We start from the raw sequence: 26,200 nt of genomic DNA on the forward strand, positions 1-26,200 counted from the left end.
GGACCGCACATGATAAAACAGTTGAATCTGGGCGTCCATGGTATCCACCAAAGGAGGAATAAAATTGGCTTCGTATGTTTTATTATTAAAGGAATATGAGGATGAAGAAACTGTAGTTTACAAATTTGGACCTAATGAAGAGGTAATGGGTAAAATAGAGTTAAGTAAAATAACTAGGAAGTTTAGAGAGTTAGAGAGCTTGCCAGATCAAAATATTCCCAATGAGTTTTATTTTGATCGAGCGGCTCAAAGGTTGGCAGTATGCCTTGTAAGAGAAGGTGGCATATTTCCAGAAAAAACGGCTTTTGAATCTTAGTACCCACAAAAACCTTGATGGATAGTATCCTTTCAAGGTTTTTTTATTAAGAAAAACAAAATTCATCTTGGTTGAAAGGGTAATTAAATAAAAAAGATCGTACTTTATTTGATTGTGTGATACTTGAAAGGAGACATTTTAAAAGATCAAATATAAACGTAAAAATTTTGTTGGATTTAAAAAGAAAGGTAACTAGTATGAATAACAACAAAAAATCAAAAATCGAAACCTTAAAAAGAAAAAGCAGAAGAAAACACTTAATAAACGAATTAAGCTATATGACACTTCCAGAACACCCCTTTTTAGACATCGAAGAAAATCAATTGTTTTGTCAGAAGGTGTTTGCTTTCCTTCAATCGAGAGAACATAAAATCCAAATACATGGAGAACACTATCAAGAGCATATTGAAAAGTCTGTACAAATGTTAAAGGAATGGGTCAGCCAGGTGAAAGTAACTCCTGCACAAGCGCGATTCATGTTTTTTCGAGAGCATGAAATTGAAGCACTTTAATTGAATGTGAAAAAAGTCTTTATTCATTTAAATCGCCTTCTTGAGCAAACAAAATTTTTAAGTGGGTATGGGGATTTTATTTTAGTGGCAGAGAATTTCCGTTTTGGATTATGCATAGAGAGAACCGAATATTTTTATGAGTTAAGTATTTGGGGGCTGTAAGAATGAACGATGTACAGAATTGTTTTAGGAGTGAAATGAACCACTCCTTTTTTCTATCGATGGTGTCATACGCTTGATCGATGAATTCCCTTCAAATTTAAGCAATTCACTATCTTTACCTTTCGCATTCGTATAAAATAAGAGCAGTGAAAAATTGAAGAAATGCTTGATACATGAAGGGCGTGTAAGCTGTGAGCTCCATGACATGATGAGATGTATGAACGTGAAGGCTGCAAAGCTGTTCTTCCTCACATATGAGATCTTGTAAGCGTAACCATTATTTGTCACTTCATTGCGATGGTGTTGAGGGGTGTGTCAGGATGAGGAATCCGTATGTGAGAACGGCTTCTAGTCTGTATATTAATTATTTTTTATTAGGTATGGTCAATATTATTTTGGCTTCAAATATGCCATTTTTAATCAAACAATTAGATACCAATAGTGCGGGAATTAGTTATATGATTTCGGCGCTTGGCATTGGCAGGGTGCTCACGTATGGTTTATCAGGCGTACTGTCAGATCGTTTTGGGCGAAAGCCGGTCATTTTGGTTTCGGGTGTGCTGATGGCGGTGTTCCTCATCGGAATCCCATTGTCTCCGAATTATCAAATCGCGTTTGCGTTTGCGATTTTGGCAGGGGTCGCGAATTCGGCAATGGATGCAGGAACGTATCCTGCGTTAATGGAGGCTTTTCCGCAAAACTCGGGATCTGCGAATGTGATGGTGAAGGCCTTTATATCCATTGGGGCAACCATTTTGCCACTGGCGATTTTCTTTTTAGCAGAGCATGATTTGTTTTATGGAATGGCATTTTTTGTTCCTGCTCTGATCTATCTTGTGAATGTCTTGATGCTGTGGACCTTGCCATTTCCGAATCATCGCAAGGTGGAGCAAGTCCAGGTAACGGAGCATGACGGACTTCCGCGCTTCTCGACAGAGCCTACATTTTGGAGAGAAGGGATCGCACTCATTGTGATCAGCTTTACGTCAAATGGACTGTATGCGTTGCCGCAAATTTGGCTTCCTACGTACGGTGAGGCCATCTTAGGGATGGCATCGGGCAGTGCTGTAAAACTGCTCAGTTACTATAGCATGGGCGGGCTGCTGTCTGTCGTGATGCTCGCATTTCTGCTGCGCCGCTTTGTCCGTCCGGTCACTGTACTGCTGATCTATCCAATCATTACACTTGTCTCCATTTGTGTGCTCTTGGTCGTGAAATCACCAGTCATAGGAACCGTCAATGCTTTTGTATTGGGATTTTCAACAGCAGGAGTTTTTCAGCTGACGTTAACTGTGATGGCAGAATTCTTCTGGAAAAACAAAGGAACGATGACTGGGATTATCTCCACAGCGGGCGGCGTGTCGGCTATCGTTATCCCGGTCGTAACAGGTTTAATTCAGAGTCACGCGTCCATTTTACAAATCTTTATGTTCGATGCAGTTGTGGCTGTTGCGGCCATTATCGGCGCACTGTATATCCTGTATCGATACCGTCAAATCATGGTACATGATTAAAAAAAAGACGACCTCCGCTGGAAGTCGTCTCAGGGTGTAGACAAGCCCTCGCATTCTTTGTCAGGGCCGGTACTCACGAATGTTAAATTAATTTCGCTTCGTTCCTATCACGCTGAAAATAAAACAAAGGGCTAAAATGATCATCATTTTAGCCCTTTGTCTTTTTTTGTTTTAGAAACGGTCATTTTCAAAAAGAATTTGTTTTACTTGATCAACTGGCATATCTTCACCAGTAAAGAGTTTGTAAGCTAGTGCACCTTGCCATAGCATCATTCCAAGACCGTTAATGGTTTTGGCGCCAGCTTCCTGTGCTTGCGCAAGAAGCTTTGTTTTTTGCGGGTTGTATACAACATCTGTCACGATCAAATCTTCACGCAGTACATCAAGTGTATCATCGATGATGCTGAGCTGGTCTAGTGGTTTCATGCCAAGGCTTGTCCCATTTGCCAGGATCGCACTTTCTGCTACTTCACGGCGGAACGCGTCTTTGTCTTCAAGTGGGAAAATGTTTGCTTTGACACCGAAAGATTTCATTTCGTTGTTGATGTAATTTACATTTTCTTCTGCTTGAACAAAGTATTGATCATTACGAGCAAAAATACTAATTTCACGAATACCGGACTGTGCAAGCTGAATCGCAATCGGAGTCGCAGCCCCGCCAGAGCCAACGAGAGTGACTTTCTTGCCGGCTAATTCAACGCCATGTTCAATCAAGTTTCTCACATATCCAAGACCATCTGTGTTGTAGCCGATGAGCTTACCATCTTTGTTCACAACAGTGTTACTTGCACGTGTATGTCTTGCAGAATCATCTAGTTCGTCTAAGTAATCCAGTACTTTCATTTTGTTCGGCATAGAGACGTTAAATCCAGCTGCACCCATTGCTTTCATACCGTTTACGGCTGCTTCTAGTTCATCATTCCCTACTTCAAATGCAAGGTAAGCATAGTTGATACCTGTTAGTGTATAGCCAAGGTTATGCATACGTGGTGAAAGGCTGTGCCCGATTGGTGTAGCAAGAAGACCGACTAATTTTGTTTTTCCATCAATATTTCGTTCATGTATGTTTGTCATGATTGACATCTCCTTTAATTATCTAAATAATTTTTTCATGCGTCCAAGAACAAAGACCGCTAACAATACGCTAATAACTGCGATGATCATATCGAAAAATAACGTCATTTTAATATCGTACGTGCTGACCAATCCACTTGTAATGAGCGGCACGAGAATAAACGCTGAGCTTGCCGCAATGTTGACATAGGATGAAGCCGTTGCTTTGTTTGTCGGGAATAATTTCATCATAATACTCATCGCCAGCTGGAAGATTCCCGCTGTAAATAGTCCTAAGAAGAAGGTGCTGACAATGACAATGCTGTACGTTTCGATTTGGAAAAGTGAAAGCATTGCAAGGAACGCCCCAATTGGATAAATAATCGCCACCATAATCGGTGAAATGAATTTATCTAAGACAATCGAAAGCAATAGAACAGATACCAGTGCACCAATACTAAAATAAGATAGAAGCTGTGTGGCTTGTTCTGTGCCAAGTCCGATTAATTTTAACCCGAGCTGCGGAAGCCATGTCTGCCATACGACAAACAATGCAGTCGACGTGAATCCCATAAGTACAACAGCTAAACCTTCCCCAAGCATTTTTGGTTCTTCCTTCAGCTGGTCCTGTACTGGAAGAGCCTCTTGTGAAGAAACTTGCTTATGGTTCGGGAATGGCATAAAGATTAAGTAAATTCCTACAAGTAAATAAAGAAGCCCTAGTCCAAAGAACGCCCAGCCCCAGAAGATATCATGTGCCACTAGGAACGCCAAGATAAATGGAAGAACAGTCGCCCCAATGGATACAGACGCTTTCACTAAAACAGAAGCCGAACTTGCTTTTTTCGGAAATGACTCTGTCAAAGCAGGATAGGTTCCTGAATCAAGCAGTGAGTTGGCAATCCCTGCTGAGATCGCAAAGATAAATGCCAGTGTATAACTTGTTGTCGTTGGAATACCGATTAAGAATAATAAGTAAAGAAAATTACCTGTAATAATGACAGGCTTACGTCCCCAGCTGTCGGCTAACCGGCCTGAGAAAAAGAGCGCAATAAGTTTACCAATTCCGATCGCCGATACAAGCAAGCTGATTTTCGGAATATCTACATGGTAGCGTTCAGATAAGCTGTCCATGTTGGAAGCTACAATAATATTGATCATGCCAAGCATGAAGTAATTTAAATACATGCCAAGTGACGATTTTATATAAGGATTTTTCATGTTCCCACTCCTATATTTGAAACCCCTTTAAGGTCAAATTCTTTGTATACCCTTTGTTATTGTTTCCTTAAAAATGAATAATATGAAGCCCATCACAACACCCCTTATGTGATTGATGAAAAAATAATGAATATTCATCTGTTCTTTAATCAAGTACATCGTTCTACTAAAATGTAAAAAATAATAACAGCCTTGATTAGGAAGTGAAACTTTACGATTTGATCAGAATCATAAAAAATCACTTTTAACTGTTTTTTGATAGAAATAACGATATGATGAAATAGGTATAACGATATACTAAAAGAAGCAACGAGATAAATATACTCCTGCATTTTAAATGTGTCAAGTTTATGACTTTGTGATTTAAAAAAAGAAAAATGAAACAAAGAAATAGTTGACTTGATCAATGAAAAAAGAGAATTGCTGCACACAATTCTCTTTTCATTATGAGGAAGAGGTTTCTCTAATATGAAGTTGAGGCTTTAAAATCAATCGCTGCAGCTCTTCATCCTGCTCGTTCATTTTATGATATAAAAGGTTCGCTGCTTTTACCCCAATGGATCGGGGGAAGGAGGAAACAGTGGTGAGCGGTGGATGGTACATCTCCGCTTCGGGAACATTATCGAATCCAACCACATCAATATCTTCACCAGGCTGGATGCCCCGTGCTGACAGTGCTTGAATGACCCCAAAAGCGACTAAGTCACTAAAACAAAAAATAGCAGTAGGGGGCTCGGGCTGATCCATCACTTGGGCGAGTGCTTCTTTCCCGCCTTCACGAGTAGGCTCTATATCAATAATAAGAGAATCATCAATCGTCACATTTTCTTCGTCATGGGCTCTTTTGAAACCTTTCATCCGCTCAATCCAAGTCGATGAGGTCTTGATGCCCCCTAAGAAGGCGATGCGCCGATGTCCCTTTTGAAGAAGATGATGAACCGCCATCCAAGTACCTTGTTCATAATCAACACCGACATAATCACATTGCACATCTGATAATTCACGATTTGCCAGTACTTTTGGGGTGCGAATTTGATTTAATTGTTTGACTGTTCGAGCAGAACTTTTCGAAGCGGGGTTTAAAATAATCCCCCCCACTCGGTGCTCTACCATGGTGGAAATGAGCCGCTCCTGTTTATCGACACTGTCAAATGTCGTACCAAGTAAAACAGTATAGCCCAGTGATTCAAGCGTGGTTTGCACGCCAATTAAAAATTCCGAAATAAAGGTGTTAGAAATATCCGTCACAATCACACCAACGATATTTGAGCTTTTTGACCGCATGTTGGCAGCAACGCGGTCGTATACGTATCCTAAGTCCTCCATGGATTGCAGTACTTTGTTTCGAGTGGCTTCAGAGATTCTAGGATTATTTCGAACAACGAGTGATGCCGTTGAAGTCGAAACACCGGCATGCTTGGCGACTTCCTGTAATGTGACACGCTGTTTGTTCATTTTTTTCATTTATCTTCACCAACTTCAATGGATTGCCTAACTTTGTTCATCATCAAGAGGGATTTCTCTATCAGACGAGCCGAACATCTTTTGATTTATTATACATGAATCAGGGGGGATTGATGAAGTGAAGACATATGAGTAACGCCGTAAATCATAAAAGATTACCATTGACAGCTTTCTGATTGAGGCGTAAAATATGAAATTATTCAGAAATAGCAACATTTTAATTAAATAACGAAGGCTATGATTGCTGTGGGTCACACTATAGCAGGAGCAGCTTCTGGAGAGACCGCATGTATGTGCGGCGCCGAAGGGTTCACAATCTCAGGCAAAAGGACAGAAGAGTACGAAATATTGTATTTGTGGTGCATGGATGATGCCGTGTATTACTTTTCTCTATTTTGCTATTCTTTTATGACCGTGAGATTGGAGCGCATCCAATCTCTTTTTTTATGGACTTTTTTAAAGGGTTCATTATTTCAGTATAAGATCGTGTCGTAGGAGGGTGTTAGCATTGGCACAACAAGAATTAAAACGAGATTTATCAAACCGTCATGTGCAATTGATTGCCATTGGCGGAACCATTGGAACAGGGCTGTTTTTAGGCTCTGGAAAAGCCATTCAATTGGCAGGTCCATCAATCATTTTTGCTTATTTAATTGTCGGAATGGCCATCTTTTTTGTCATGAGGGCACTCGGAGAATTGCTTTTATCGAAGGCGGGTTATCAGTCATTAACGGATATTGCGGAGGACTATCTCGGCCCGTGGGCTTCCTTTGTGACAGGGTGGACATATTGGTTTTGCTGGATTATGACAGCGATGGCGGATGTCATTGCGGTCGGGGTGTATGTGCAGTATTGGTTTGACATCCCGCAGTGGATTCCTGCCATCATTTGTTTGTTGATTTTACTAGGATTGAATCTATTGACGGTGAAGCTTTTCGGAGAAATGGAATTTTGGTTTGCACTCATTAAAGTGATTACAATTCTATTATTGATCGGGGTTGGAATGGTTCTTTTAATCATTGGTTTTCAAACAGATGCCGGACCGGTGACGATAACGAATTTATGGTCTCAAGGCGGGTTATTCCCGAATGGTGTCACAGGCTTCTTGCTGTCATTCCAAATGGTGATTTTTGCGTATGTGGGAGTTGAACTGGTCGGTGTGTCCGCAGCAGAAACAGCCAATCCCCAAAAAAACATCCCTTCTGCGATTAATAAAATTCCATTAAGAATTCTATTTTTCTATGTGGGTGCGATCTTTGTCTTACTATGTATTAACCCCTGGACTGAGCTCAGTGCATCAGAAAGTCCTTTTGTGAAAACCTTTGGGCTCATTGGGATACCAGTAGCAGCGGGGCTCATTAATTTTGTTGTGTTGACGTCTGCGGCATCAGCTTGTAATAGCGGCATGTTCTCGACGAGCCGTATTCTGTATAATCTCAGTCATCAAAAGCAGGGTCCAGCTTCCTTTGGACGTTTGAACAAGCACGCTGTCCCAAGTAATGCGCTATTCGTTTCAACGATTGTGGTATCGGTCGGTGCTCTTTTAAGCAAGCTGATTCCCGAACAAGCCTTTGGTATTGTGACAACGATCAGTGCCATTTGTTTCATTTGGGTATGGAGTATTATTTTAATTTGTCATTTGAAATATAAAAAAACACGGCCTGAACTGCATGCAGCATCTACCTTTAAAGCACCGTTCACACCTTTTGTGAACATTTGTGTTCTTGCGCTCTTTGCAGCCATTCTCGTGATCATGCTGTTTGCGGATGCAACACGTCCGGCGCTGTTATTGACACCCGTATGGTTTGGTTTCTTATTTTTGATTTATGCACGAAAGAAACGCCGTGCATCATAACTGACAGAAAAGCACAGCCTTTGTAGTAGGCTGTGCTTTTGTTCATTCAACGATTTCTAATCCTGAACATATAATTTGCATTCAAAATAATTAAAACAAGTCCAATCACGATGATTGAGAAGAGCTGAGAGTGATTGGCTCCAAGGGAATACACAATCAAAATAAACATGGCACCGGTCAATAAGATATTCATCATTTGATACGTGTGAAACAGTCCGCCAAGCATGACATGCTTTTCCCCTTCGTCTGAAATGGCGAGCAGCTTTTTACTATAATCTTTGTCGGATGGACTTGGCAGGTTTCGATTAGGATAGACAAGTTTGAGGACGGATACTGCTGCATAAGAACTGATAATGGTGATGATAAATAAAGCAGCATTGACCAGAATCAGCCAAATGGGCTGCTCGGTGACGATCGCGATACCGATGGCAACAATGGAAAAAATGGTACTTACCGTATTGGCTAAAGTCAAATCAGTAAAGGTCCGATATTGCTTTGCCTCCAGTTCATCCTCCTCATCCCCAGAGACCGAAAGAGACACTCTTTTTTTCATACGTGAAATCCCTGAAAAACAATAAATAATCAATAAAATCGTCAATCCACTGATGACAAGAATCGCTTCAAATGCAACATCAAGAAGTGTCATTTCAAATTCGGCTGCCAGCAGACAGTAAGCACCGAGAAAGCCAAGGAGAGCACCTAAGAGCATTTTGTATACAGTTTTCATGAGAGTTCATCCTCCTCGAATAGAAAAATACGTTCAATGGGTTCCTGAAAAATTCGTGAAAGCTTAACAGCGAGTAAGAGAGAAGGCATTAACTCATCTCGTTCCATTAAGCTGATGGTCTGACGAGAGACCTTTGCACGCTTTGCAAGCTCAGTTTGGTTTAAACCATCACGCGCACGAAGCTCTTTTAACCGATTTTTCATTCTGTCACCTCAATTTTGCTTGAAATCTTCCCTTGATTGTAAAGTATTATATTCATTTTGACAAGTAAAGTTGTCAAAATGATAAAAATAATTGTCAGAAAGATCATCTTTATTCAAAAGGTGAACCATGATACGCTAAAGGAAAGAGAAACAGAAAACAGGTGATGTCCGTGTTCATTGATCAATTAAAAAATGACTTACATCAATCACAACCGTTGTTCATTGGAGAAGAGACAGCGTTCAAAGCAGCAGTCCTTATCCCTTTGGTGCAAGTAAATGGAGAATGGCATATATTATTTGAGGTACGATCGCTGACCATGAGAAAACAGCCGGGGGATATTAGCTTTCCTGGGGGCAAGCTTGACGGCAGCGAATCAGCACAGGAGGCTGCACTGCGAGAAACATATGAAGAGCTGGGCATTCCGCCAGAATCGGTCGAGATCCTTGGACAGCTTAGTCCTTATATCGCTTCTCCATCCTTCGTGGTATACCCATATGTCGGTATCATTGATGAGCAAAAAGTGAAGCACTCCTTTAATCAAGAAGAAGTAGAGGAGACTTTTACCGTGCCTCTATCATGGCTCAGCCAATATGAGCCGTACTTACATCATGTATCCATTCAGCCAACACCAGGAGAGGACTTCCCTTATGAAAAAATCATGAATGGTGAAAAATACAGCTGGGGAAGCCGTTCGATTGAGGAATGGTTTTATGATTACGAAAACTACACCATATGGGGATTAACAGCCCGCATATTAAAGCATTTTGTGACCGTTACAAAAAGAAATTCCTAGAGAATCGCTCTCTAGGAATTTGTTGTATTCAGACGTTCCTTCGCTGTTTGTTGTCCTTTACTTATTGAAATAGGGGATTTTGCTTGGCTCAGTCCGTAGGAAGGCATGTTCACGTAGATGGATTCATACGAGCCGGCTTGAATTTGGTACGTTTCATGATAAATTCCGACCGCGTCATTATTTCGTGCTCTTTGGTTAAATTCGTTCCAAGCAGCCAAATGCTTCTCCATCTTGGCATAAGCAAGGAGGTCATCGGTTGATTTCCAATATTGAATCATCGCTGTCGTGCGTAATCCAAAGTAATTCTCTGTCCCAAGAAACCCAAGCTCATCTTGATGGGTATACAGCTCCTTGATCATGCCAGGCATTGCCATGAACACAGGCAGCCATTGATGAATGGCCCAGCGTTTGTTGATCCTCATTCCGATGATGAACACAACAATCGAATCAGAATTGTCCGTTGTAAATCTGCCAGCACGTATGTCTTTTTTCATTCATTTACCCTTCCTTCTTCATCGAATGGAATGTTTCCACGCACCAATCAATTCCTGCTTGAGCCACTCTTTTCCCATAATCTAAAGTAAACAGCCAATACTTCGCATCCGCTTCATCTGGATAAAGCTCTTGAATGTTTTGTTCAATTGAAACATAAGTTTCATAACGAATACGGAGCTGCCTCTCATAATCCTGTAAAAGCGCTAGTTTATTCTCAAACGAAAGATATTGACCGAAGAATAACTTTAATAACACCTCATTACGCTCTGTTGGTAACTGATCGAGCGGCTGCGCCAGCCACTCTCTTAACGTGTCCAGTCCTTTTTCAGTCAAATGATATTCCCGCTTGTCTGAGCGGCCAGAAGCAGCAGCAGGTGAAACTTCCGCAAGGCCTTCCTCGACTATTAACTTTAAAGCTGGATAAATTTGGCCATAACTGATTTTCCAAAAATGATGCAGGCTTCCATCAATTAATTGCTTCACTTCGTACCCTGACTTACAATCAGTCGTTAAAATACCTAAAATCGCATACGTCGTATCATTGTATTTTTTCATATCTTCACACCTATCTAAAAGATATATCATTTAGATATATAATAAATGATATAGAGTGGCAGATACAAGGGGTTGTTGAAAAATAAATTTGATAAAGGGGGTGATAATTTACCTGATTTTGTTAATTGGGAAGATGGACCATTCATATATATGGATGATTATTCATCAGATCATATATTGGAGGGGTACGTATGAGTAAATCGAAAATATGGATTGTGACTGTACTGACGGTATTAATCGTTGGTGCAGTCAGCTGGTCAGCCTATCAAGCAATCGGAAAAAAGAGTGCATTGGATCAATCCTACGCCTTTGCGCATAAGACAAAAGAGGGTGTGAACTGGTTCAAGGTAACGGAGAGAAAAGGGAAAGTCACAGGTTATCTGAATGAAACCATTTTGGAGGAAAACCCAAAAAGACATTTTGATCCTAACCTATTTATCAACAAATATAAATTAACTGGCAAAACTGTTGAAAACGGTTACGAATTTCAAGTGAAGCAAGGGAAAGAGACGATCACATATAAAGTTCACCTTGCTGAAAAAGATCTTTCTGTGAAAAAACAAGGTGAAAAGCAAAGCATCACATACAAAGCAGTTGATCAAACAAAACTACGTGCTGTTCAAAAGGACATTCATGACCGATATGATGAATTGATGGAGGACACTGAGAATAGATTTCATGATTATGTAAGAAACTTCATTAAGAAAGTAACAGGCGCTTATGGTTATCTGTATACGGCGGAGGATGGTTCATACCAGCTATTTCTAAAAGTAAAACGGATGTATATGCAGTCTGAATGGGCAGGTTCTTTTCTAATGAGAACGGTCCCAGGAGATGGTGGTGAACCTTATAAAGAAACGAAACATACAGCCGGTGGTGTTTCAGATGGAATAATGTTTGATTTGAGTACTTATCCAGCAATTGAAAAGGGTTTTATTTTAGGGGAAACTGACCGAGATGCAACATCAATTAAATTTCCTTTTAAAATGGCAGGCGGTACAATAGAATTTAAAGCAGTCACAAAAGAGGAATATCAAGAACAAACGGAAGCATTCAAAAAGAAGGCTGAAGAACAGAAAAAATAGATGATGATAAACCAGATGGGTCATTTTAAACTTATCTGGTTTTTTAGATGAAAATAGTTTTTGGTGAATGATAAAAGGATATTTATTGTATGGAGGTTACTTCAACAATGAAAGAAGAGTAATTTAGGTATATAGACCTTAATGATTTTCAGAAAAATAAATGTTGACGCTTTCATATAATCAATATATACTAAAAACAAATCCAATATGAATAAATTAGACATGTGACTGGTCATGCAGGCAGGATCTAAAAACGATGAATTTCTATTATTTGTCGTTTTAGGTCCTTTTTTTATTGCCGAAATATAGGTCTCATGTATGAGAAAAGGGGGAGAAAAATGGATTACACACAAGTTGCCAAAGACGTTTTACAGCATGTAGGCGGCAAAGAAAACATTGCGCACCTTGAGCACTGTTCAACAAGACTTCGCTTCACGCTAATTGATCAGAAAAAAGCGGATGTACCAGCACTAGAAAAAACACCGGGTGTTATAGCTGTCAGAATGTCAGGACAATGCCAAGTGGTGATTGGGAATGATGTCATTGAAGTGTATCAAAAGGTAACAAGTTTAATAGGCAGCAGCTCATCAAACCAAGACGTGCCATCCAATCAGCCAAAAGAAAAAAGAAAAGCAGGCACAGTTCTGTTAGATTTCATTGTCGGTGTCTTCCAGCCTCTTGTACCAGCTATCGCAGGCGGAGGAATCTTAAAATCATTTCTTCTCCTTTTCTCTTTATTAGGCTGGATGGATGCAAAGGGACAAACCTATCAAATACTAAACATGGTAGGGGACGCACCACTTTACTTTCTGCCTTTACTAGTCGCTGTAACGACGGCGAATAAATTAAAAGTAAATCCACTGGTCGCACTATCAGCAGTCGGTGCGCTCCTTCTTCCGAACATGACGGCTATGCTTACTGAAGGTGCGCAATTGATGTCATTCGACGTGAAAAATATAGCTTATGCGTATCAAGTGTTCCCAGCAATCCTTTCTGTATTGCTTTACGCGCAAATGGAAAAATTCTTTACGCGGTTTTCACCAAAACCAATTCGGATTTTCTTCGTTCCGATGATGTCATTGGTCATTACTGTACCAGTTACGTTACTTCTATTAGGACCGATTGGTTTTACAGCAGGACAAGGTTTTTCATCAATTATTCTTGCAATGTTTAATACAGTAGGCTGGGTAGCTGTCGCAATTTTAGCAGCGGTCCTCCCATTCATGGTCGCATCAGGCATGCACAAAGCAATGGTCCCTTATGCAGTCACAACGATGGGAACCCTTGGGAAAGAAGCACTTTATTTACCGGCATCACTTGCGCATAATATTGCGGAAAGTGGAGCGTGCTTCGCTGTGGCACTACGCACAAAAGACAAGGTGCTCAGATCAACAGCCATTTCGGCAGGGATTTCAGCATTTTTTGGTATCACAGAGCCGGCGTTATACGGTGTAACACTTCAAAATAAACGAGTCCTTGGAAGTGTCATGATAGGTTCGTTTGTTGGGGGGATTTTCATTGGATTAGTTGGTATACAAGCTTTTGTGCTTGTTGGCCCTGGATTAGCAAGTATGTCGATGTTTATATCAGATGAGCTTCCGCGAAATCTGATGTTTGCTATCATTGGAGCAGTCATTTCGTTTATTGTCGCCTTTATCGCTGCTTTTGTATTAGGTAAAGATCGAACAGTAGAAGAAAAGACAAAGGACCAAACTGGGTTTGCTGAAAAAATTGGAGCAGGAGAAACATTCAAAAGTCCTGTGATTGGTCAAATGATCTCTCTATCTGAAGTGAAAGATGATATTTTCTCTTCAAAGATCATGGGAGACGGAATTGCCATTGTACCATCAAAAGGAGCACTTTATGCACCAGTAGATGGTGAGGTGACCTTGCTGTTCGAAACAAACCATGCACTTGGTATGAAGACGGACCATGGAGTTGAAGTATTATTCCACATCGGCATTGACACCGTTCAGTTGGAAGGACAGTATTTCCATCCAAAAGTGCAGGCTGGAGATCGTGTTCAAGCGGGTGATTTATTGATTGAATTTGATCTAGAAAAAATCATGGAAGCAGGATATGATCCAGTAACACTTGCTGTAATCACAAATACAGATCAATATGATATTAAGGTACAGCCATTACAAGAGGTCAATCGTCAAGATACATTGATGGTTGTTACACAATTAGGAGGCTAATTATATGACAAAAATCAAAGGTTTTCCAAAAGGATTCTTATGGGGCGGCGCTATTGCTGCTAACCAGGCAGAAGGCGCCTGGAATATAGGTGGAAAGGGACCGTCTGTTGCAGATATTGCAATGTACCGTTCCAACTTGAGTGTAGAAGATTATGAAGGTCATCTTGCTGTTACCACTGAAAATATAGATCGTGCGATAAAAGATCCAGACGATAAAAAATACCCAAAACGCAGAGGTGTTGATTTCTATCATCACTATAAAGAGGATTTGGCTCTCTTTGCTGAAATGGGATTTCAAACACTTCGCATTTCTATTGCATGGAGTCGTATCTTCCCTACTGGAGAAGAAGCAGAACCGAATGAAAAAGGGCTGCAATTTTATGATCGTGTCTTTGCAGAAATGAAAAAACACAACATAGAACCGATCGTGACACTCTCTCATTATGAAATGCCTTTAGCGCTTAGTGTGAAATATAACGGCTGGGTTGAAAGAAAAGTAATCGACCTCTTTGTGAAGTTCGCCAATGTTTGTTTCGAACGTTATAAAGATGATGTGAAATATTGGCTCACCTTTAATGAAATTGATAGTATTCACCGCCACTCTTTCATTACAGCGGGAATTATTCCTGATCGCTGCCCAGAAGGAAAAGTAGAGGAGACGGTGTATCAAGCACTTCATCATCAATTTGTCGCATCTGCTCTCGTAACAGCAGATTGCCATCGTATCATCCCAGGAAGCCAGGTAGGATGTATGCTGACAAAATTGACAACGTATCCGCATACGTGCCACCCGAATGATGTGGAACAAGCTTTGAAACAAAACTTAGAAAACTATTTCTATGCAGATGTACAGGTGTTTGGCGAGTATCCAGCGCTGATCAAGCGCATGCTTGAGAGAAAAGATATTCATATTCAAATGGAAGCAGATGACCTTACCATTTTAAAAGAAAACACAGTAGATTTTATCTCATTTAGCTACTATATGTCTTTAACGGAATCAGCCCAAGAAGGTTTAGAAGAGACAGAAGGAAACACAATTCGTGGGGTCAAAAACCCTTATCTTCCTTCAACTGACTGGGGCTGGCAAATTGATCCGGTTGGTCTGAAAATTTCTTTGATCGAATTGTATGATCGCTATCAAAAACCTCTTATCATTGTCGAGAACGGCATGGGTGCAAAGGATGTAGTTGAAAGTGATGGCTCTATCCATGACGACTATCGTATTAACTATTTTAAAGAGCATTTCCGTCAAATGAGAGAAGCGATTGAAGAAGGCGTCGATCTCTTTGGATATACGAGCTGGGGCTCGATTGATATTATTAGTGCAGGTACATCACAAATGTCAAAACGCTATGGCTTCATTCACGTCGATCAAGATGATGACGGGAACGGGACATTAAAACGATCTCGAAAAGACTCATTTTATTGGTACCAAAAAGTCATTGAGACAAATGGTGAATCGCTTGATTGAACACCACAATCATGAAAACAGGTGATGACGATGTTTAAAATCAAAAAAGTTTTAAACTCGAGCGTGGTCCTGGCTGAAGATCAGAACCAACAGGAGATGGTTTTGTTCGGCCGAGGAATTGGCTATGGACAGAAACCAGGTCAAATGATCGAAGAGAAAAAAGCGGACCAAGTCTTTATGTCAGTCGATAACATGAGAGCAAAAGAATTTCTTCAACTGCTAGATTCGATGCCTCAGGAGTTTATCGATTTAACTCAGCACATCGTCCAATATGCAGAAAAACGTTTAAACTCAACTTTAAATTCAGGTGTTTATTTTACCTTAATGGATCATTTGAATTTTGCAGTGGAACGTCATAAAAAGAATATTAATATTACGAATCGTGTGTATTGGGAAATCAAAAACTACTATAAGGAAGAATTTGAAGTAGGGAATTACGCACTTGAGTTAGTCAATGACACATTGGGCATACAATTACCAAAAGAAGAAGCTGCTAATATCGCCTTTCACTTAATTAATGCATTAAGTGAGAAATCCGATTCGAAAGATGGTATGAAATATGCCAAGATGATCGGGAGTATTGTCAATCTTGTACGCTATACGTTGAATATGAAAATGGATCAAGAGAATATTCATTACAGCAGGTTCATTACACATGTGAAATTCTTTGTAGAAAGACTTTATGCAAATAAATTATTATCAGATCAAGAAAATGAGTTATTTGAACAAATTGCACACTTGTACCCTCAAGCGATGGATGTTGCTTTTAAAATCAAAGATTATATTAAACAGGTGCATAGTATTGTCATTCCTAATGATGAGCTTACTTATCTTGCGGTACATATACACCGCCTCATATCTTATCAGCAACTAAAATAAATGTCGAACCACTTGCCTTCTGATGCGGCGAGTGGTTCTTTGTATGACCAATGTTTATATTAAGTTCCGATAGGTCGTTCTGTTGTACCAGGATCTGAATCATTTAATGAATTGAAAGCCCCTGTTTGTCCTAAAACAACGATGGTCAAAGTGATAATCAATAAACTCATTTTTTTCATTAGAATTCCCCCAGTCAATGATAGGATGTTTCATGCGATCAGCTTCCTTTAAAAAGAGATAGGCTTGATGAATTGCTCCCAGCTCTTCAAAGTGTTTTGCAGCTAATGCACTTAATTCACAGGCTCCTTCAGCATCTTTTAATTTTTTAAGAATGCTGATTTCATCGAAACAGGCTTGGGCTTTTTGAGCCATATCTTCAGTGAAATATAGATGGTAAAGCAAATTCATTTTTGCTGTATAGATGGGGCATTTCTCTGATTCATGTTTTTGGTTCACCAATTCGAAGTAATAGAGAGCTTGTGTCCTTTCATCGATAGAAAGCAGCTCTTTCATTAACATGTACATGGAGTGATGAAAGTAACACGAAGAGAGATAGTCTTCATCACTAAGAGCCTTTTCTAGGGCATCGATACATTTTTTTGATTCGCCAGCTTCGGCGTACAAAATGCTGATATTATGATAAAGCTGTGATGTTAGAAAATGATCGTTGAGACTGTCTGCGATGTGTAATGCTTTTTTGTAGTAGTCTTCTGCTCTTATAAAGTCACCAATGTCCATATAATTAGCAGCGGCGATGACAAAGGCTGCAGCTAGTCTTCTCTCATATCCTTCATGACTTTTGAAAATATCAATAGCATTCTGAATATAGTGTAGAGAAATCAGGCTTTGACGAAGCAGCATATATAAGTTGGCGATTTTCGTATGGAATTCTGCTACTTCTATTTCATCAGGAATGTGTTGTAGTTTTTTCTCGGCAATTTTAAACAGTCCAATAGCTGATGCATAGTCTCTTTTATATGAAGCGTAAAGGGCTTTGTATAGGTAAAAATAGTATTCAATTAAGTCGTTTGTTTTAGAGGGGCAATCTGGCTCTGTCTGTTCTTTCAGTTTTGTACCTCTCCGTTCATATAACATGAGTTTATACTTGCCTTCTAGCAATGAGTAATAGGTCAAGACCTCCTGATTCTCTTCCATTTTTTGAAGTAATTCCTTTACTTCTGTATACATTGCTTTTGCACTGTGTACATCATGCTTGCGGATTGCAATTCTCCAATCATTTAAACGATTCCCCACCTGTTCAGCAGAAATGATAGCCATGGAAATTTCACCTCTTTAAGTTCCTTTCACCTGTTTCACAAAAAACGATATCACAATTTTTGGTAAAATATAATCGTTTCGGTGAGGTGATTGACAAGAGGTAATAAAAAGGACCTAAGGTCATGTGATGTACGATATTGTAAGTGTGATTGCTTGGTAGCACAAATGAATAAAATCTCTTTTTGGAAGTCTAAAAAAGGGATATATACAATGGATTTTATGATGATGTACGAAAATATCACTCGTATATTTGGAATAAAGCAATTTTAGCTATTTCAGAGGGAAAATGGAAGGTCGATCTATGAAAGAAAATCAGGTATGATGTTGCTAGATCATGAGATAAGAAACTGATAGATGCAGACAAAAGTAAGTATTAAACACAAACTCTGACCTTTTAGAAAGGATGTTGAAATGAAAAAAAGATTTCAAAGCTTAAACAGACAAATCACAGTCATTATCATGACTCTGTTACTTGTTTTAGTGACTCTTTATATGTCAAAGAGATACTTTTATAGCAAAGAAATTGAGCTGCTGACAGAATCTTGTCAACAAGCTGGGGGCAAAATCATCTTAGAAACAAATAGTTTATCTATGGATTACTCGTTTGAGTGCCAGAAAAAGTAAAACAGGCAGTTTCCTGCCTGTTTGTTCTCAAATTAAAAACCTAAATCTTGCAGCCATTGATTTAATCTCATTTCTCGATTCTCGGCAGTTGAGTGATCATATCTTCCTAGTTGTAAACTGGCTGCAATTTCTCCGTCATTCATAAACATGATTCTTTCAGAACGAAGAGCCACCTTGGGGTCATGTGTGACAAGCAGCAGTGTTGCTCCTTCAGAGTGGATTCTTGAAAAAACATTCATCACTTCTTTTGTTGTACTGGAATTAAGAGCACCTGTTGGTTCATCAGCGAAAAGTATGTCTGGTTCATTCATGAGCGCTCGGCAGATAGAGGCTCGTTGAAGTTGTCCTCCCGATACTTCTGTTAAATATCTATTTGCTAAATGATCAATATCAAGTTTTTCCATTAAATATTGAGCTCGTTCATTCACTTCTTGTCTTGGCTTTTTCTTTGCTAAATAAGCTGCAGCGATGATGTTGTCAAATAGATTAAGATTTTTTAATAAGTGGCTGTGCTGAAAGACAAACCCCATCTCTGTTAAGCGCAGAGCAGTTAACTGTTTGTCTGTCATTTCTGATAGTGATCGGCCTTTATATTTGATTTCTCCCGTTGAAGCTGTTTCTATGCCGCTAAGCTGATAAAGTAATGATGTTTTCCCACATCCAGAAGGTCCCATAATGGTCACGAATTCCCCACGCTTTATCGATAAATGAATATCCTTAAGAATGGTTTGTTTTTGTCCTTTTACTGAATTGATATGCAAAGACAATCGCTTCGTTTCAATCAAGTGTTCCATGTGAAACATCTCCTTATAAAAGTTTTTGCCTTGTCGTTGGACTAGAAAAAAACGTCTTCGATAACCAGGTGGTCAAAGCTAAATTGACAATAAATAGTGTGAGTGGATACACAAACGACACCCATTGTGGTGACAGCCACTGAAGGCTCGACGCCCCTAATGATGCTCCACCGACACTCATCAAAGCAGGACCAATGGTATTGACTGCGATTGTTCCAATAAAGGCGCCAAAAGAGAGAACAACGATAAAACTTGTTATATATTGTGCTGTTATATCTGTTTTAGAAAATCCAATTGTTCTTAACATGTGGTTTCGGCTCGAATCTTTCGCCTTTAACATGTGCAGAAACATGAATAGCATTAAGCTGGCGGTTCCAAAGGCAGCTAAAGCAGCAAAAAATGCAATGACTTTTACAATAGCTGCTGTGCTACCGATCGTTTGATGAACGTATTCTTTCATATCTGTCACTTTTGCAGGAGATACCTTTTTTTCAAATATTGTCTTTTTCTCTGCAATATTTACTCCTGGTTTTAGTTGGATTTGAATGGTTTGCCAAAGAGCTGTTTGAGGAAATGGCTGTGATATTGCTTTTGCTGTTTTGCCTCCATTGGTCACGTCCTGATAAATACCTGTCACCGTTCTTTGGATTTCATGCCCATTATTTACGAGAGTGATTCTTTCTCCTATCTTTTTCTGAAGTGAATCTGCATTTAATACGGATAAGGAAATTTCTTCATTCTTTAAAGGCTGTCGTCCTTGTAAATAGTTGAGGGGAAATGCTGAGAGCTCACCTGTTTCTAAGTAGAGCGTTTCTAATGTGTTCTCCTTTGATTTCACCTGAAGAGAAGTAGTTTCATAGATGGCTGCTGTTTGAATACTCTGATCTTCACGAATCATTGATTCTATTTCGTTTGTCTTTTTCGCTAGATGATTTCCTTGGCGTATATCAATTCGAAGGTCACTTTTACCAGAGCCAAGGTATGTGATGAAATCCGGTGATTGTAAGGTATGCCATAGCTGAATAGGCATGAGCATTAAAAATGTACAGAGTGCAATAATACAAGAAATCGTTGTGTACAACTTCTTTCGTGATATCAGGTCTTTTAAACCAAGCCAAATATTGATTGGTATGAACCTGCTTTTCTTGAGGTGCATAGGTATTCTTTTCTTATGACCCGGTGAATTGATAACGCCTTGAAGTGCTTGAGCAGCTGATATTTGACCAAACTTTCTTAGGACAGCATAGCTGCAAGAGATGACGCTCATTGCCGTCGCAATAGAAACAAAAAGCGGGATTAACCAATGAGTAAAAGAAGGCTGATTCCCCATGTATCGGTGAATATTGGCCGTAAACATATCACCAAATATAAGCGTTAACACATATCCTGCTATACAACCTGCACAAGCAAGCACGGCATACTTACCAACGTATAATTGCTTGATTCTTGTTAAAGGGATCCCAAGCACCTTCAGTATGCCAATTTCACGTTCATCCTCTTCTATAGAAGCCGTCATAGCAAGACGGAGAGAGAGAAGGGCTATACTGATGAGCAGCAGGCAAACAAGAAGGAGAATGGCAATGACCATTCCATCTGTCAATGCATTCAGCATACGCAGCAAAGGTAATGTGACAGCTGGGCCCTGTTGAGGCAGCTGTGATGATTGATAGATTGCTTGAAAAGTATCTGTCTGCGCGGCATCCTGTAGTAAAAATTCGATTAAGTACTCTTTTTGTTGAAACACTTGATTTATTGCGTCCCAATCCTCGTTATGAAGAAGAAATCTTTTTGAACTGACAAGACTGGGGTTCATTTGTGCATCTCGCAAGAACGCTTTGATGCGAAAGGTGAATTGATTAGCTCCTTTCTCAAGCAGTAACGTTTCACCTATGTTGAGATGATACTTTTGTTGAAAATAAATTGGGACAGCCACTTCACCTTTATTGACAGTGAGCTTTTCGTTTTGTTCGTTTAAAAGAAAATCAAAATGACGATTTTGCTTCACAAATAAATGATCCATCACACCTGCTTTGGCAGGCTCATGTCCGAACCTGATGTTTGCATGTTCAATTGGTATCATTGGGACGATTTGATGGGCTTTTACCATGGGTTGCTTGCTTGAAAATGCTTCAATGTCTTTTTCATTTAGGTCGCCGTCATGCATTTGGACAAAATCTGGCGCTTTAGCAGAATGGAGCAGGCCAGAAATGGAACCATTCAGCTGTACGATCATTTGAGCTGCACTTGTTGCGAGAAATGAAGTCATCATGATGCAAATGGTTAAGCCGATTGAAATAAGACGGTGACGGGTTAAGTCTTGCTTTATAAACGCTAATCTCATGAGGCTGATTCTCCTTCATGCTGAAGCATATTTTTTGTTAAGCAGGCTAGTGCAAACATGAAAGTACTGACGATGAGCACCGTCACATACATGGTGGCTGAAAACGTATTGAACAAGAATCCATACATCATTTGGCCAAGCGGAGCAGCACATTGAGAAACCATTGTCAGATTGGCCATCACTTTTCCTAATTGATGATTTGGTGTTTTCTTTTGAACATGTGAAATCACAACGATTGAGATCATAGTTAGCAGCATAGCAATTGGAAGACATCCTGCTAAAAAGAGAAAATAAGCTGGATAAGTACCAAATTGAAGAGCTGTTTTGGATGTTGAGAACGCCACAGGCAGTAAGATGATTGCGATGACAAGAAGCCAGCGATATAAAGTAGGAATGCGCCAATGCATCGCTAGAAGCCCCACTAGCAGAGCCCCTGCGATGACAGCGAACTCAATTAAACCCATGCCTATTCCATACATGATGTCACTGCTCTTCATTGTGACCCTTAAAATGATTGGACCCCCTACGATAAAAAATGGTGTAAGGATGAAATTTAACATTGCAGCAAGCAGCATGGCTCTTTTTAAAAATGGCTGGCTGCCAATATAAGAAAATCCTTGTTTCATATCTTTTATGAGCACTTTGCCCATGGACTCTGTCAGCGGACTAGGGGAGAAGGAAATGTTTAACCGTAAAAGCATGCAGGCTGATAGAAAAAATACGATGGCACTGGCACCGATGATAGATTGACTTCCAATCATTCCGTATAAAACTCCGCCGATAATAGGTGCGAGAACACCTGAAAGCGCCTGAACGCCATTGACGATGCCGTTGGCTTGTTCTAATTGCTCTTGTTTCACTAGCTGTGGAATGCTGGACATCACAGCGGGAGCATAAAACGTACTCATCACACCAAGCAGTATCATGACAGCTCCAATCATATAGAGTGAATCATTTCCCGAGAATAACCAAAAATAAAAGGCAAGAATCATCATGCCGGTGAGAACATCAAACAAAATCATTAAGTTCCTTCTGTTAAACCGGTCAGCGATTGCACCAGCTAACGGAGAGAGAAGGAGCGGGATATTGGATAAAGCGAAAAGTAAGGCATATAAATCAACTCGATGCGTCATATCCAGTACGTGTAAAGATAGAACAAACCGAATGAGAGAAGATCCGAAAACGGAAATAATCTGTCCGAGAACGAGGTAGATAAAGTGGGATGCCCCTCTTTTGGATAACAAAGACATAAATATCACTCTCCTTTTAGACCGACCGTCAGTCTATAATGTATGCAGGATTGGTATTGAAGTGACCAATCACTGATTATTTTCATCCGGCTCCCCAGATAATCGCTTCAGCAGGAAGGAAAAGCTTCCCTTTTCTGCATGCAATGAGGATTCGAGTATATCGATAAAAGCTAAAGCGCGTTGTATACTTTCTTCGGCTGTCCATTGAAACAGGCCTTCATCAAATATGACCTGTGCAGAAGCAAGAAGGAATTCAACCGTTTCTTGAGGATACTTCGTTTTGAATGTCCCTTCCTCTACACCTTGCTGAATGACATCTGCCAACACTGGTGATAGTTCTTTAATGGCTTTGATTAAGCTTTTTTGATGCATTTCTGCATTAGAAGGCTGATGGAACTGATCGATCATCCCCTGTTTATGGCTTCCTTGCTGAGGTGATTGCGCCATGATGATACGAAATAGTTTGTCAACGACTGGAAGGTCTGGGTCAGCTGCAATACGCTTTGCCACGATGATATCTTCTTTGATGATCCTGTCAATAATGGCATCCATTACTTCTTCTTTGGATGCAAAGTAGTAATAAAAGGTGCCTTTTGCAATGCCAACGGCTTTTAATATGTCAATAATCGTTGTTTTCTGATAGCCTTTGGTTGAAAAAAGCGCTTCTGCTGCGTTTAATATGTCATTTTTACGTTCCTCAGGATGTTTAACGGTTCTCATAAAGCCATCCTTTCTTTTAACTAGACTGTCGGTCGGTCCTTGATTTGATTAAACACTTTTCAACGTACCTTTGTCAACAGCTGGTTTTTGAACACTTTGTATTTATTGTGCAATGTCACTATGATACATTGAATGAAAAAACCTTCAGGAGAGATGGGAAATGCAATTTTTAACCAGTGAATTGGCTCAAGAAATGGTTGAACGTACGATGCATATTTTACATAAAAACATCAATGTGATGAATGCAGATGGTGTCATTATTGGTTCTGGTGAACGAAACAGGATTGGCCAGAAACATGATGGTGCACGACTTGTGCTGACAAGCGGGAACAGTGTGGAAATTGATCAGGAGACCTCTTTGCGTTTGGAAGGAGTGAAACCCGGGATTAACTTGCCTATTTGTTTCCATGAACAAGTAGTTGGTGTGATTGGGATTACTGGCGAGCCAGAGGACATTCGGCATCATGCCGAATTGGTAAAGATGGCGGCTGAACTGGTGTTAGAGCAATCTTTTCTGCTTGAGCGGGTTCAATGGCGTCATCGAATAGAAAGTGAAATTGTCAATCAGTTGATTTCATATTCTGATGTTGGGGATCATCAGCTAAAAAATCGAGCTGCTTGGCTGGGGATGGATTTAGACAAGCGCCGAATGGCTATTGTTTTTCAGCCAGTTCCATCCTCAGAGGATGCTGTTCATAAATTGATGCATGCGATTCAATATGATAAGAAGGCGGATGATTTACTTGGCATGACCTTTTGTCATGAATTGATTCTTTTAAGTCAGCCCATACCTGAACATCGATTAAAGCAGGTGGCAGGTCATCTGCAAAGAACAATGCAAAAAGCAGTAGGAGGCCAAGTGTTAGTGGGGATAGGGACTGTCGCTGACGACATCAGCCAGCTGCCAATTTCTTTTCAGCATGCGAGAGATGCCCTGAGGTTAGGGAAGGCTCTTGATTCGGAAGAAAGTATGTATTTCTTTGAGTCTTATCAACTGGAAAGCTTATTCATGATGGCGGGAATTGCTGAAAAGAACAGTCGATGGACTGACTTTTACAAGCCTTTAACACAAGAAGCAGAGCTCGCCCATACATTAAGGATTTACATTGAAGAGGGCGGTGATTTGCAAAGAATTGTTGATCGTTTATTTATTCATCGGAATACATTGCGTTATCGGTTAGACAAAATTCAAGAATTGACCGGAAAAGACCCTCGTCATGTAAAACAGTTAATCGAGCTTTATATGGCGCAGCTTTTGAATCAACTATCTTGATTGTGCAAATGCACAATTCGGTAGAGTGGTCAGTTAAAAAAGTTCATCCAGATTCACAACACAATCCCTTAGGGTAAACGCTTACAATTGGAGAAAGATATTTTTAGGGGGATTGAGAATGGGTGGAGATGTGACGGTAAGTACTCTGGGAGCCATGGCGGCGCTTGTGATCGCGATTGTTCTCATTCTAAAAAAAGTATCACCTGCTTATGGCATGCTGGCAGGTGCATTCATAGGCGGTTTGGTTGGCGGTGTAGACATTGTTCAGACCGTCAACGTCATGATGGAAGGTGCTAAGGACATGATTCCGGCTGTCCTTAGAATTATGGCCGCAGGTGTACTGGCTGGTGTTCTCATTGAATCAGGTGCAGCGTTATCTATCGCTGAGGCCATCGTGAAAAGGCTTGGAGAAGCGAGGGCACTATTAGCACTCGCACTTGCAACGATGATTTTAACAACAGTGGGCGTTTTTGTAGATGTTGCAGTTATTACGGTAGCGCCAATCGCCATTGCCATTGCCAAACGCGCAAAGCTCTCAAAAACGGGGATTCTCCTTGCTATGATTGGAGGCGGGAAGGCAGGAAATATCATGTCACCGAATCCGAACGCTATTGCCGCTTCAGACGCTTTTGGTGTACCTCTGACTTCAATGATGGCTGCAGGTGTCATTCCGGCTGTGTTCGGGTTGGCTGTTACATATGTATTAGCTAAAAAGCTTGCAAACAAAGGGACACCCGTTCTTGAAGAGGAAACCGGGCAAAGTAAAGTTCAAATACCTGCTTTTTTTCAAGCACTGGCTGGTCCACTGGTTACCATTTTATTGTTGGCTTTAAGACCACTTTTTCAAATCAATATAGACCCAATGATCGCCTTACCGATTGGAGGGATTGTAGGTGCTCTTTTCATGAAAAAAGGGAAATTTCTCAATGATTATGCGATGTCGGGGCTGCATAAAATGTCAGGTGTCGCGATCATGTTATTAGGGACAGGTACATTAGCGGGAATCGTATCGAATTCTTCCTTAAAAGATGTGTTTATTCAGGCACTTGATGCATCGGGTTTACCTCCATATTTACTTGCACCAACTTCAGGGATATTTATGTCAGCCGCGACCGCTTCGACAACAGCAGGAACAGCGGTAGCAAGTGGTGTGTTTAGCGGAACGCTGATTGGGCTTGGTGTGTCTGCTCTTTCAGGGGCAGCCATGATTCATGCTGGCGCAACAGTGCTTGACCATATGCCGCACGGGAGCTTTTTCCATGCAACAGCAGGAAGTGTTCAAATGGATATCAAAGAGCGTTTGAAGCTCATGCCTTTTGAATCGTTGATCGGTTTGACGTTAACCGTTGTATCGACCATTATTTTTGGCGTTTTCCAGCTGTTTGGCTGAGGACATGATAAGAAAAGAGGGGCTTT

Annotated in this window: 22 protein-coding genes, 1 pseudogene and 1 riboswitch; of the genes and pseudogenes, 11 read left to right on the forward strand and 12 right to left on the reverse strand. The window is 40.3% G+C overall.

Features of this window, described 5'->3' with window-relative positions:
* The first annotated feature begins 64 nt into the window (after positions 1-64).
* The 3 genes and pseudogenes from NSS92_RS14845 (at position 65) to NSS92_RS14855 (ending at position 2,504) form a co-directional block, all read left to right on the forward strand.
* Complete coding sequence (locus NSS92_RS14845) at positions 65-316, forward strand: hypothetical protein (protein ID WP_024427595.1); 252 nt, start codon at positions 65-67, stop codon at positions 314-316.
* 197 nt (positions 317-513) lie between these two features.
* Positions 514-990: pseudogene (locus NSS92_RS14850) on the forward strand (YxiF family protein).
* 320 nt (positions 991-1,310) lie between these two features.
* The gene (locus tag NSS92_RS14855; RefSeq protein ID WP_340868878.1) at positions 1,311-2,504 is read left to right on the forward strand and encodes an MFS transporter; all 1,194 of its coding nucleotides are present in this window, start codon (positions 1,311-1,313) and stop codon (positions 2,502-2,504) included.
* A 171-nt stretch (positions 2,505-2,675) separates the two neighbouring features.
* Here NSS92_RS14855 and NSS92_RS14860 read toward each other — a convergent pair whose 3' ends face one another.
* From NSS92_RS14860 to NSS92_RS14870, 3 genes are all read right to left on the reverse strand, one after another.
* The gene (locus tag NSS92_RS14860; RefSeq protein WP_340868880.1) at positions 2,676-3,578 is read right to left on the reverse strand and encodes a quinate/shikimate dehydrogenase; all 903 of its coding nucleotides are present in this window, start codon (positions 3,576-3,578) and stop codon (positions 2,676-2,678) included.
* Positions 3,579-3,596: 18 nt separating this feature from the next.
* A complete protein-coding gene (locus NSS92_RS14865) occupies positions 3,597-4,778 on the reverse strand; it encodes an MFS transporter (RefSeq protein WP_041105807.1) in 1,182 nt (393 codons plus the stop codon).
* 444 nt (positions 4,779-5,222) lie between these two features.
* On the reverse strand, positions 5,223-6,242 hold the full coding sequence (locus tag NSS92_RS14870; RefSeq protein ID WP_340868884.1) for a LacI family DNA-binding transcriptional regulator: 1,020 nt from the start codon (positions 6,240-6,242) through the stop codon (positions 5,223-5,225).
* Positions 6,243-6,506: 264 nt separating this feature from the next.
* A riboswitch (glycine riboswitch) is annotated at positions 6,507-6,586 on the forward strand.
* Positions 6,587-6,750: 164 nt separating this feature from the next.
* On the opposite strand from NSS92_RS14870, the gene NSS92_RS14875 reads away from it, so the two are divergent.
* On the forward strand, positions 6,751-8,097 hold the full coding sequence (locus NSS92_RS14875; RefSeq protein ID WP_340868886.1) for an amino acid permease: 1,347 nt from the start codon (positions 6,751-6,753) through the stop codon (positions 8,095-8,097).
* 46 nt (positions 8,098-8,143) lie between these two features.
* Here the strand turns inward: NSS92_RS14875 and NSS92_RS14880 are convergent, their stop codons facing one another.
* Positions 8,144-8,824 carry a DUF3169 family protein gene (locus tag NSS92_RS14880; protein WP_340868888.1) on the reverse strand — a complete coding sequence of 227 codons (681 nt, stop codon included), beginning with the start codon at positions 8,822-8,824 and terminating at the stop codon, positions 8,144-8,146.
* Positions 8,821-9,027, reverse strand: coding sequence for a helix-turn-helix transcriptional regulator (locus NSS92_RS14885; RefSeq protein WP_003215336.1), 207 nt, complete (start codon positions 9,025-9,027; stop codon positions 8,821-8,823). Before NSS92_RS14885 ends, NSS92_RS14880 begins: the two co-directional genes overlap by 4 nt.
* A gap of 170 nt (positions 9,028-9,197) precedes the next feature.
* On the opposite strand from NSS92_RS14885, the gene NSS92_RS14890 reads away from it, so the two are divergent.
* The gene (locus NSS92_RS14890) at positions 9,198-9,821 is read left to right on the forward strand and encodes an NUDIX hydrolase (RefSeq protein WP_340868890.1); all 624 of its coding nucleotides are present in this window, start codon (positions 9,198-9,200) and stop codon (positions 9,819-9,821) included.
* Between the two features lie 11 nt (positions 9,822-9,832).
* On the opposite strand, the gene NSS92_RS14895 is transcribed toward NSS92_RS14890, so the two are convergent.
* Positions 9,833-10,315: a DUF4188 domain-containing protein gene (locus tag NSS92_RS14895; RefSeq protein WP_340868892.1), complete on the reverse strand. Its 483-nt coding sequence runs from the start codon at positions 10,313-10,315 to the stop codon at positions 9,833-9,835.
* A gap of 4 nt (positions 10,316-10,319) precedes the next feature.
* Entirely contained in the window at positions 10,320-10,871 is a 552-nt protein-coding gene (locus NSS92_RS14900) for a PadR family transcriptional regulator (protein ID WP_340868893.1), read from the reverse strand.
* A 191-nt stretch (positions 10,872-11,062) separates the two neighbouring features.
* On the opposite strand from NSS92_RS14900, the gene NSS92_RS14905 reads away from it, so the two are divergent.
* From NSS92_RS14905 to NSS92_RS14920, 4 genes are all read left to right on the forward strand, one after another.
* The gene (locus NSS92_RS14905) at positions 11,063-11,956 is read left to right on the forward strand and encodes a hypothetical protein (protein ID WP_267587018.1); all 894 of its coding nucleotides are present in this window, start codon (positions 11,063-11,065) and stop codon (positions 11,954-11,956) included.
* A gap of 338 nt (positions 11,957-12,294) precedes the next feature.
* Complete coding sequence (locus NSS92_RS14910) at positions 12,295-14,154, forward strand: beta-glucoside-specific PTS transporter subunit IIABC (RefSeq protein WP_267587017.1); 1,860 nt, start codon at positions 12,295-12,297, stop codon at positions 14,152-14,154.
* Positions 14,155-14,158: 4 nt separating this feature from the next.
* Positions 14,159-15,625, forward strand: a complete 1,467-nt coding sequence (locus tag NSS92_RS14915; protein ID WP_267587016.1) for a glycoside hydrolase family 1 protein — start codon at positions 14,159-14,161, stop codon at positions 15,623-15,625.
* Between the two features lie 30 nt (positions 15,626-15,655).
* Positions 15,656-16,504, forward strand: a complete 849-nt coding sequence (locus NSS92_RS14920; protein WP_267587015.1) for a PRD domain-containing protein — start codon at positions 15,656-15,658, stop codon at positions 16,502-16,504.
* A gap of 99 nt (positions 16,505-16,603) precedes the next feature.
* Here NSS92_RS14920 and NSS92_RS14925 read toward each other — a convergent pair whose 3' ends face one another.
* The 5 genes from NSS92_RS14925 to NSS92_RS14945 form a co-directional block, all read right to left on the reverse strand.
* A complete protein-coding gene (locus tag NSS92_RS14925; protein ID WP_267587014.1) occupies positions 16,604-17,782 on the reverse strand; it encodes a Rap family tetratricopeptide repeat protein in 1,179 nt (392 codons plus the stop codon).
* A gap of 656 nt (positions 17,783-18,438) precedes the next feature.
* Positions 18,439-19,200 (reverse strand): ABC transporter ATP-binding protein, encoded by a 762-nt coding sequence (locus tag NSS92_RS14930; protein ID WP_267587013.1) that lies wholly within the window; start codon positions 19,198-19,200, stop codon positions 18,439-18,441.
* A 13-nt stretch (positions 19,201-19,213) separates the two neighbouring features.
* Positions 19,214-21,541: an ABC transporter permease gene (locus tag NSS92_RS14935; protein ID WP_340868900.1), complete on the reverse strand. Its 2,328-nt coding sequence runs from the start codon at positions 21,539-21,541 to the stop codon at positions 19,214-19,216.
* Complete coding sequence (locus NSS92_RS14940; RefSeq protein ID WP_340868902.1) at positions 21,538-22,791, reverse strand: MFS transporter; 1,254 nt, start codon at positions 22,789-22,791, stop codon at positions 21,538-21,540. Before NSS92_RS14940 ends, NSS92_RS14935 begins: the two co-directional genes overlap by 4 nt.
* Positions 22,792-22,860: 69 nt before the next feature.
* Positions 22,861-23,511 (reverse strand): TetR/AcrR family transcriptional regulator, encoded by a 651-nt coding sequence (locus tag NSS92_RS14945; RefSeq protein WP_340868904.1) that lies wholly within the window; start codon positions 23,509-23,511, stop codon positions 22,861-22,863.
* Positions 23,512-23,671: 160 nt separating this feature from the next.
* Here NSS92_RS14945 and NSS92_RS14950 point away from each other — a divergent pair, with 160 nt between their 5' ends.
* Complete coding sequence (locus tag NSS92_RS14950) at positions 23,672-24,784, forward strand: CdaR family transcriptional regulator (RefSeq protein ID WP_340868905.1); 1,113 nt, start codon at positions 23,672-23,674, stop codon at positions 24,782-24,784.
* A gap of 118 nt (positions 24,785-24,902) precedes the next feature.
* Positions 24,903-26,174 carry a GntP family permease gene (locus tag NSS92_RS14955; RefSeq protein WP_340868906.1) on the forward strand — a complete coding sequence of 424 codons (1,272 nt, stop codon included), beginning with the start codon at positions 24,903-24,905 and terminating at the stop codon, positions 26,172-26,174.
* The last annotated feature ends 26 nt before the right edge of the window (positions 26,175-26,200 follow it).

It is taken from the genome of Bacillus sp. FSL M8-0166 (genome assembly GCF_038008825.1).
GTDB classification, from domain to species: domain Bacteria; phylum Bacillota; class Bacilli; order Bacillales; family Bacillaceae; genus Bacillus; species Bacillus safensis.

Bases quoted from the DNA above. Each gene is read 5' to 3' on its own strand.
- NSS92_RS14855 (WP_340868878.1), top strand. From the start codon at position 1,311: ATGAGGAATCCGTATGTGAGAACGGCTTCTAGTCTGTATATTAATTAT.
- NSS92_RS14860 (WP_340868880.1), bottom strand. From the start codon at position 3,578: ATGACAAACATACATGAACGAAATATTGATGGAAAAACAAAATTAGTC.
- NSS92_RS14865 (WP_041105807.1), bottom strand. From the start codon at position 4,778: ATGAAAAATCCTTATATAAAATCGTCACTTGGCATGTATTTAAATTAC.
- NSS92_RS14870 (WP_340868884.1), bottom strand. From the start codon at position 6,242: ATGAAAAAAATGAACAAACAGCGTGTCACATTACAGGAAGTCGCCAAG.
- NSS92_RS14880 (WP_340868888.1), bottom strand. From the start codon at position 8,824: ATGAAAACTGTATACAAAATGCTCTTAGGTGCTCTCCTTGGCTTTCTC.
- NSS92_RS14885 (WP_003215336.1), bottom strand. From the start codon at position 9,027: ATGAAAAATCGGTTAAAAGAGCTTCGTGCGCGTGATGGTTTAAACCAA.
- NSS92_RS14895 (WP_340868892.1), bottom strand. From the start codon at position 10,315: ATGAAAAAAGACATACGTGCTGGCAGATTTACAACGGACAATTCTGAT.
- NSS92_RS14900 (WP_340868893.1), bottom strand. From the start codon at position 10,871: ATGAAAAAATACAATGATACGACGTATGCGATTTTAGGTATTTTAACG.
- NSS92_RS14905 (WP_267587018.1), top strand. From the start codon at position 11,063: ATGAGTAAATCGAAAATATGGATTGTGACTGTACTGACGGTATTAATC.
- NSS92_RS14910 (WP_267587017.1), top strand. From the start codon at position 12,295: ATGGATTACACACAAGTTGCCAAAGACGTTTTACAGCATGTAGGCGGC.
- NSS92_RS14915 (WP_267587016.1), top strand. From the start codon at position 14,159: ATGACAAAAATCAAAGGTTTTCCAAAAGGATTCTTATGGGGCGGCGCT.
- NSS92_RS14920 (WP_267587015.1), top strand. From the start codon at position 15,656: ATGTTTAAAATCAAAAAAGTTTTAAACTCGAGCGTGGTCCTGGCTGAA.
- NSS92_RS14925 (WP_267587014.1), bottom strand. From the start codon at position 17,782: ATGGCTATCATTTCTGCTGAACAGGTGGGGAATCGTTTAAATGATTGG.
- NSS92_RS14930 (WP_267587013.1), bottom strand. From the start codon at position 19,200: ATGGAACACTTGATTGAAACGAAGCGATTGTCTTTGCATATCAATTCA.
- NSS92_RS14935 (WP_340868900.1), bottom strand. From the start codon at position 21,541: ATGAGATTAGCGTTTATAAAGCAAGACTTAACCCGTCACCGTCTTATT.
- NSS92_RS14940 (WP_340868902.1), bottom strand. From the start codon at position 22,791: ATGTCTTTGTTATCCAAAAGAGGGGCATCCCACTTTATCTACCTCGTT.
- NSS92_RS14945 (WP_340868904.1), bottom strand. From the start codon at position 23,511: ATGAGAACCGTTAAACATCCTGAGGAACGTAAAAATGACATATTAAAC.
- NSS92_RS14950 (WP_340868905.1), top strand. From the start codon at position 23,672: ATGCAATTTTTAACCAGTGAATTGGCTCAAGAAATGGTTGAACGTACG.
- NSS92_RS14955 (WP_340868906.1), top strand. From the start codon at position 24,903: ATGGGTGGAGATGTGACGGTAAGTACTCTGGGAGCCATGGCGGCGCTT.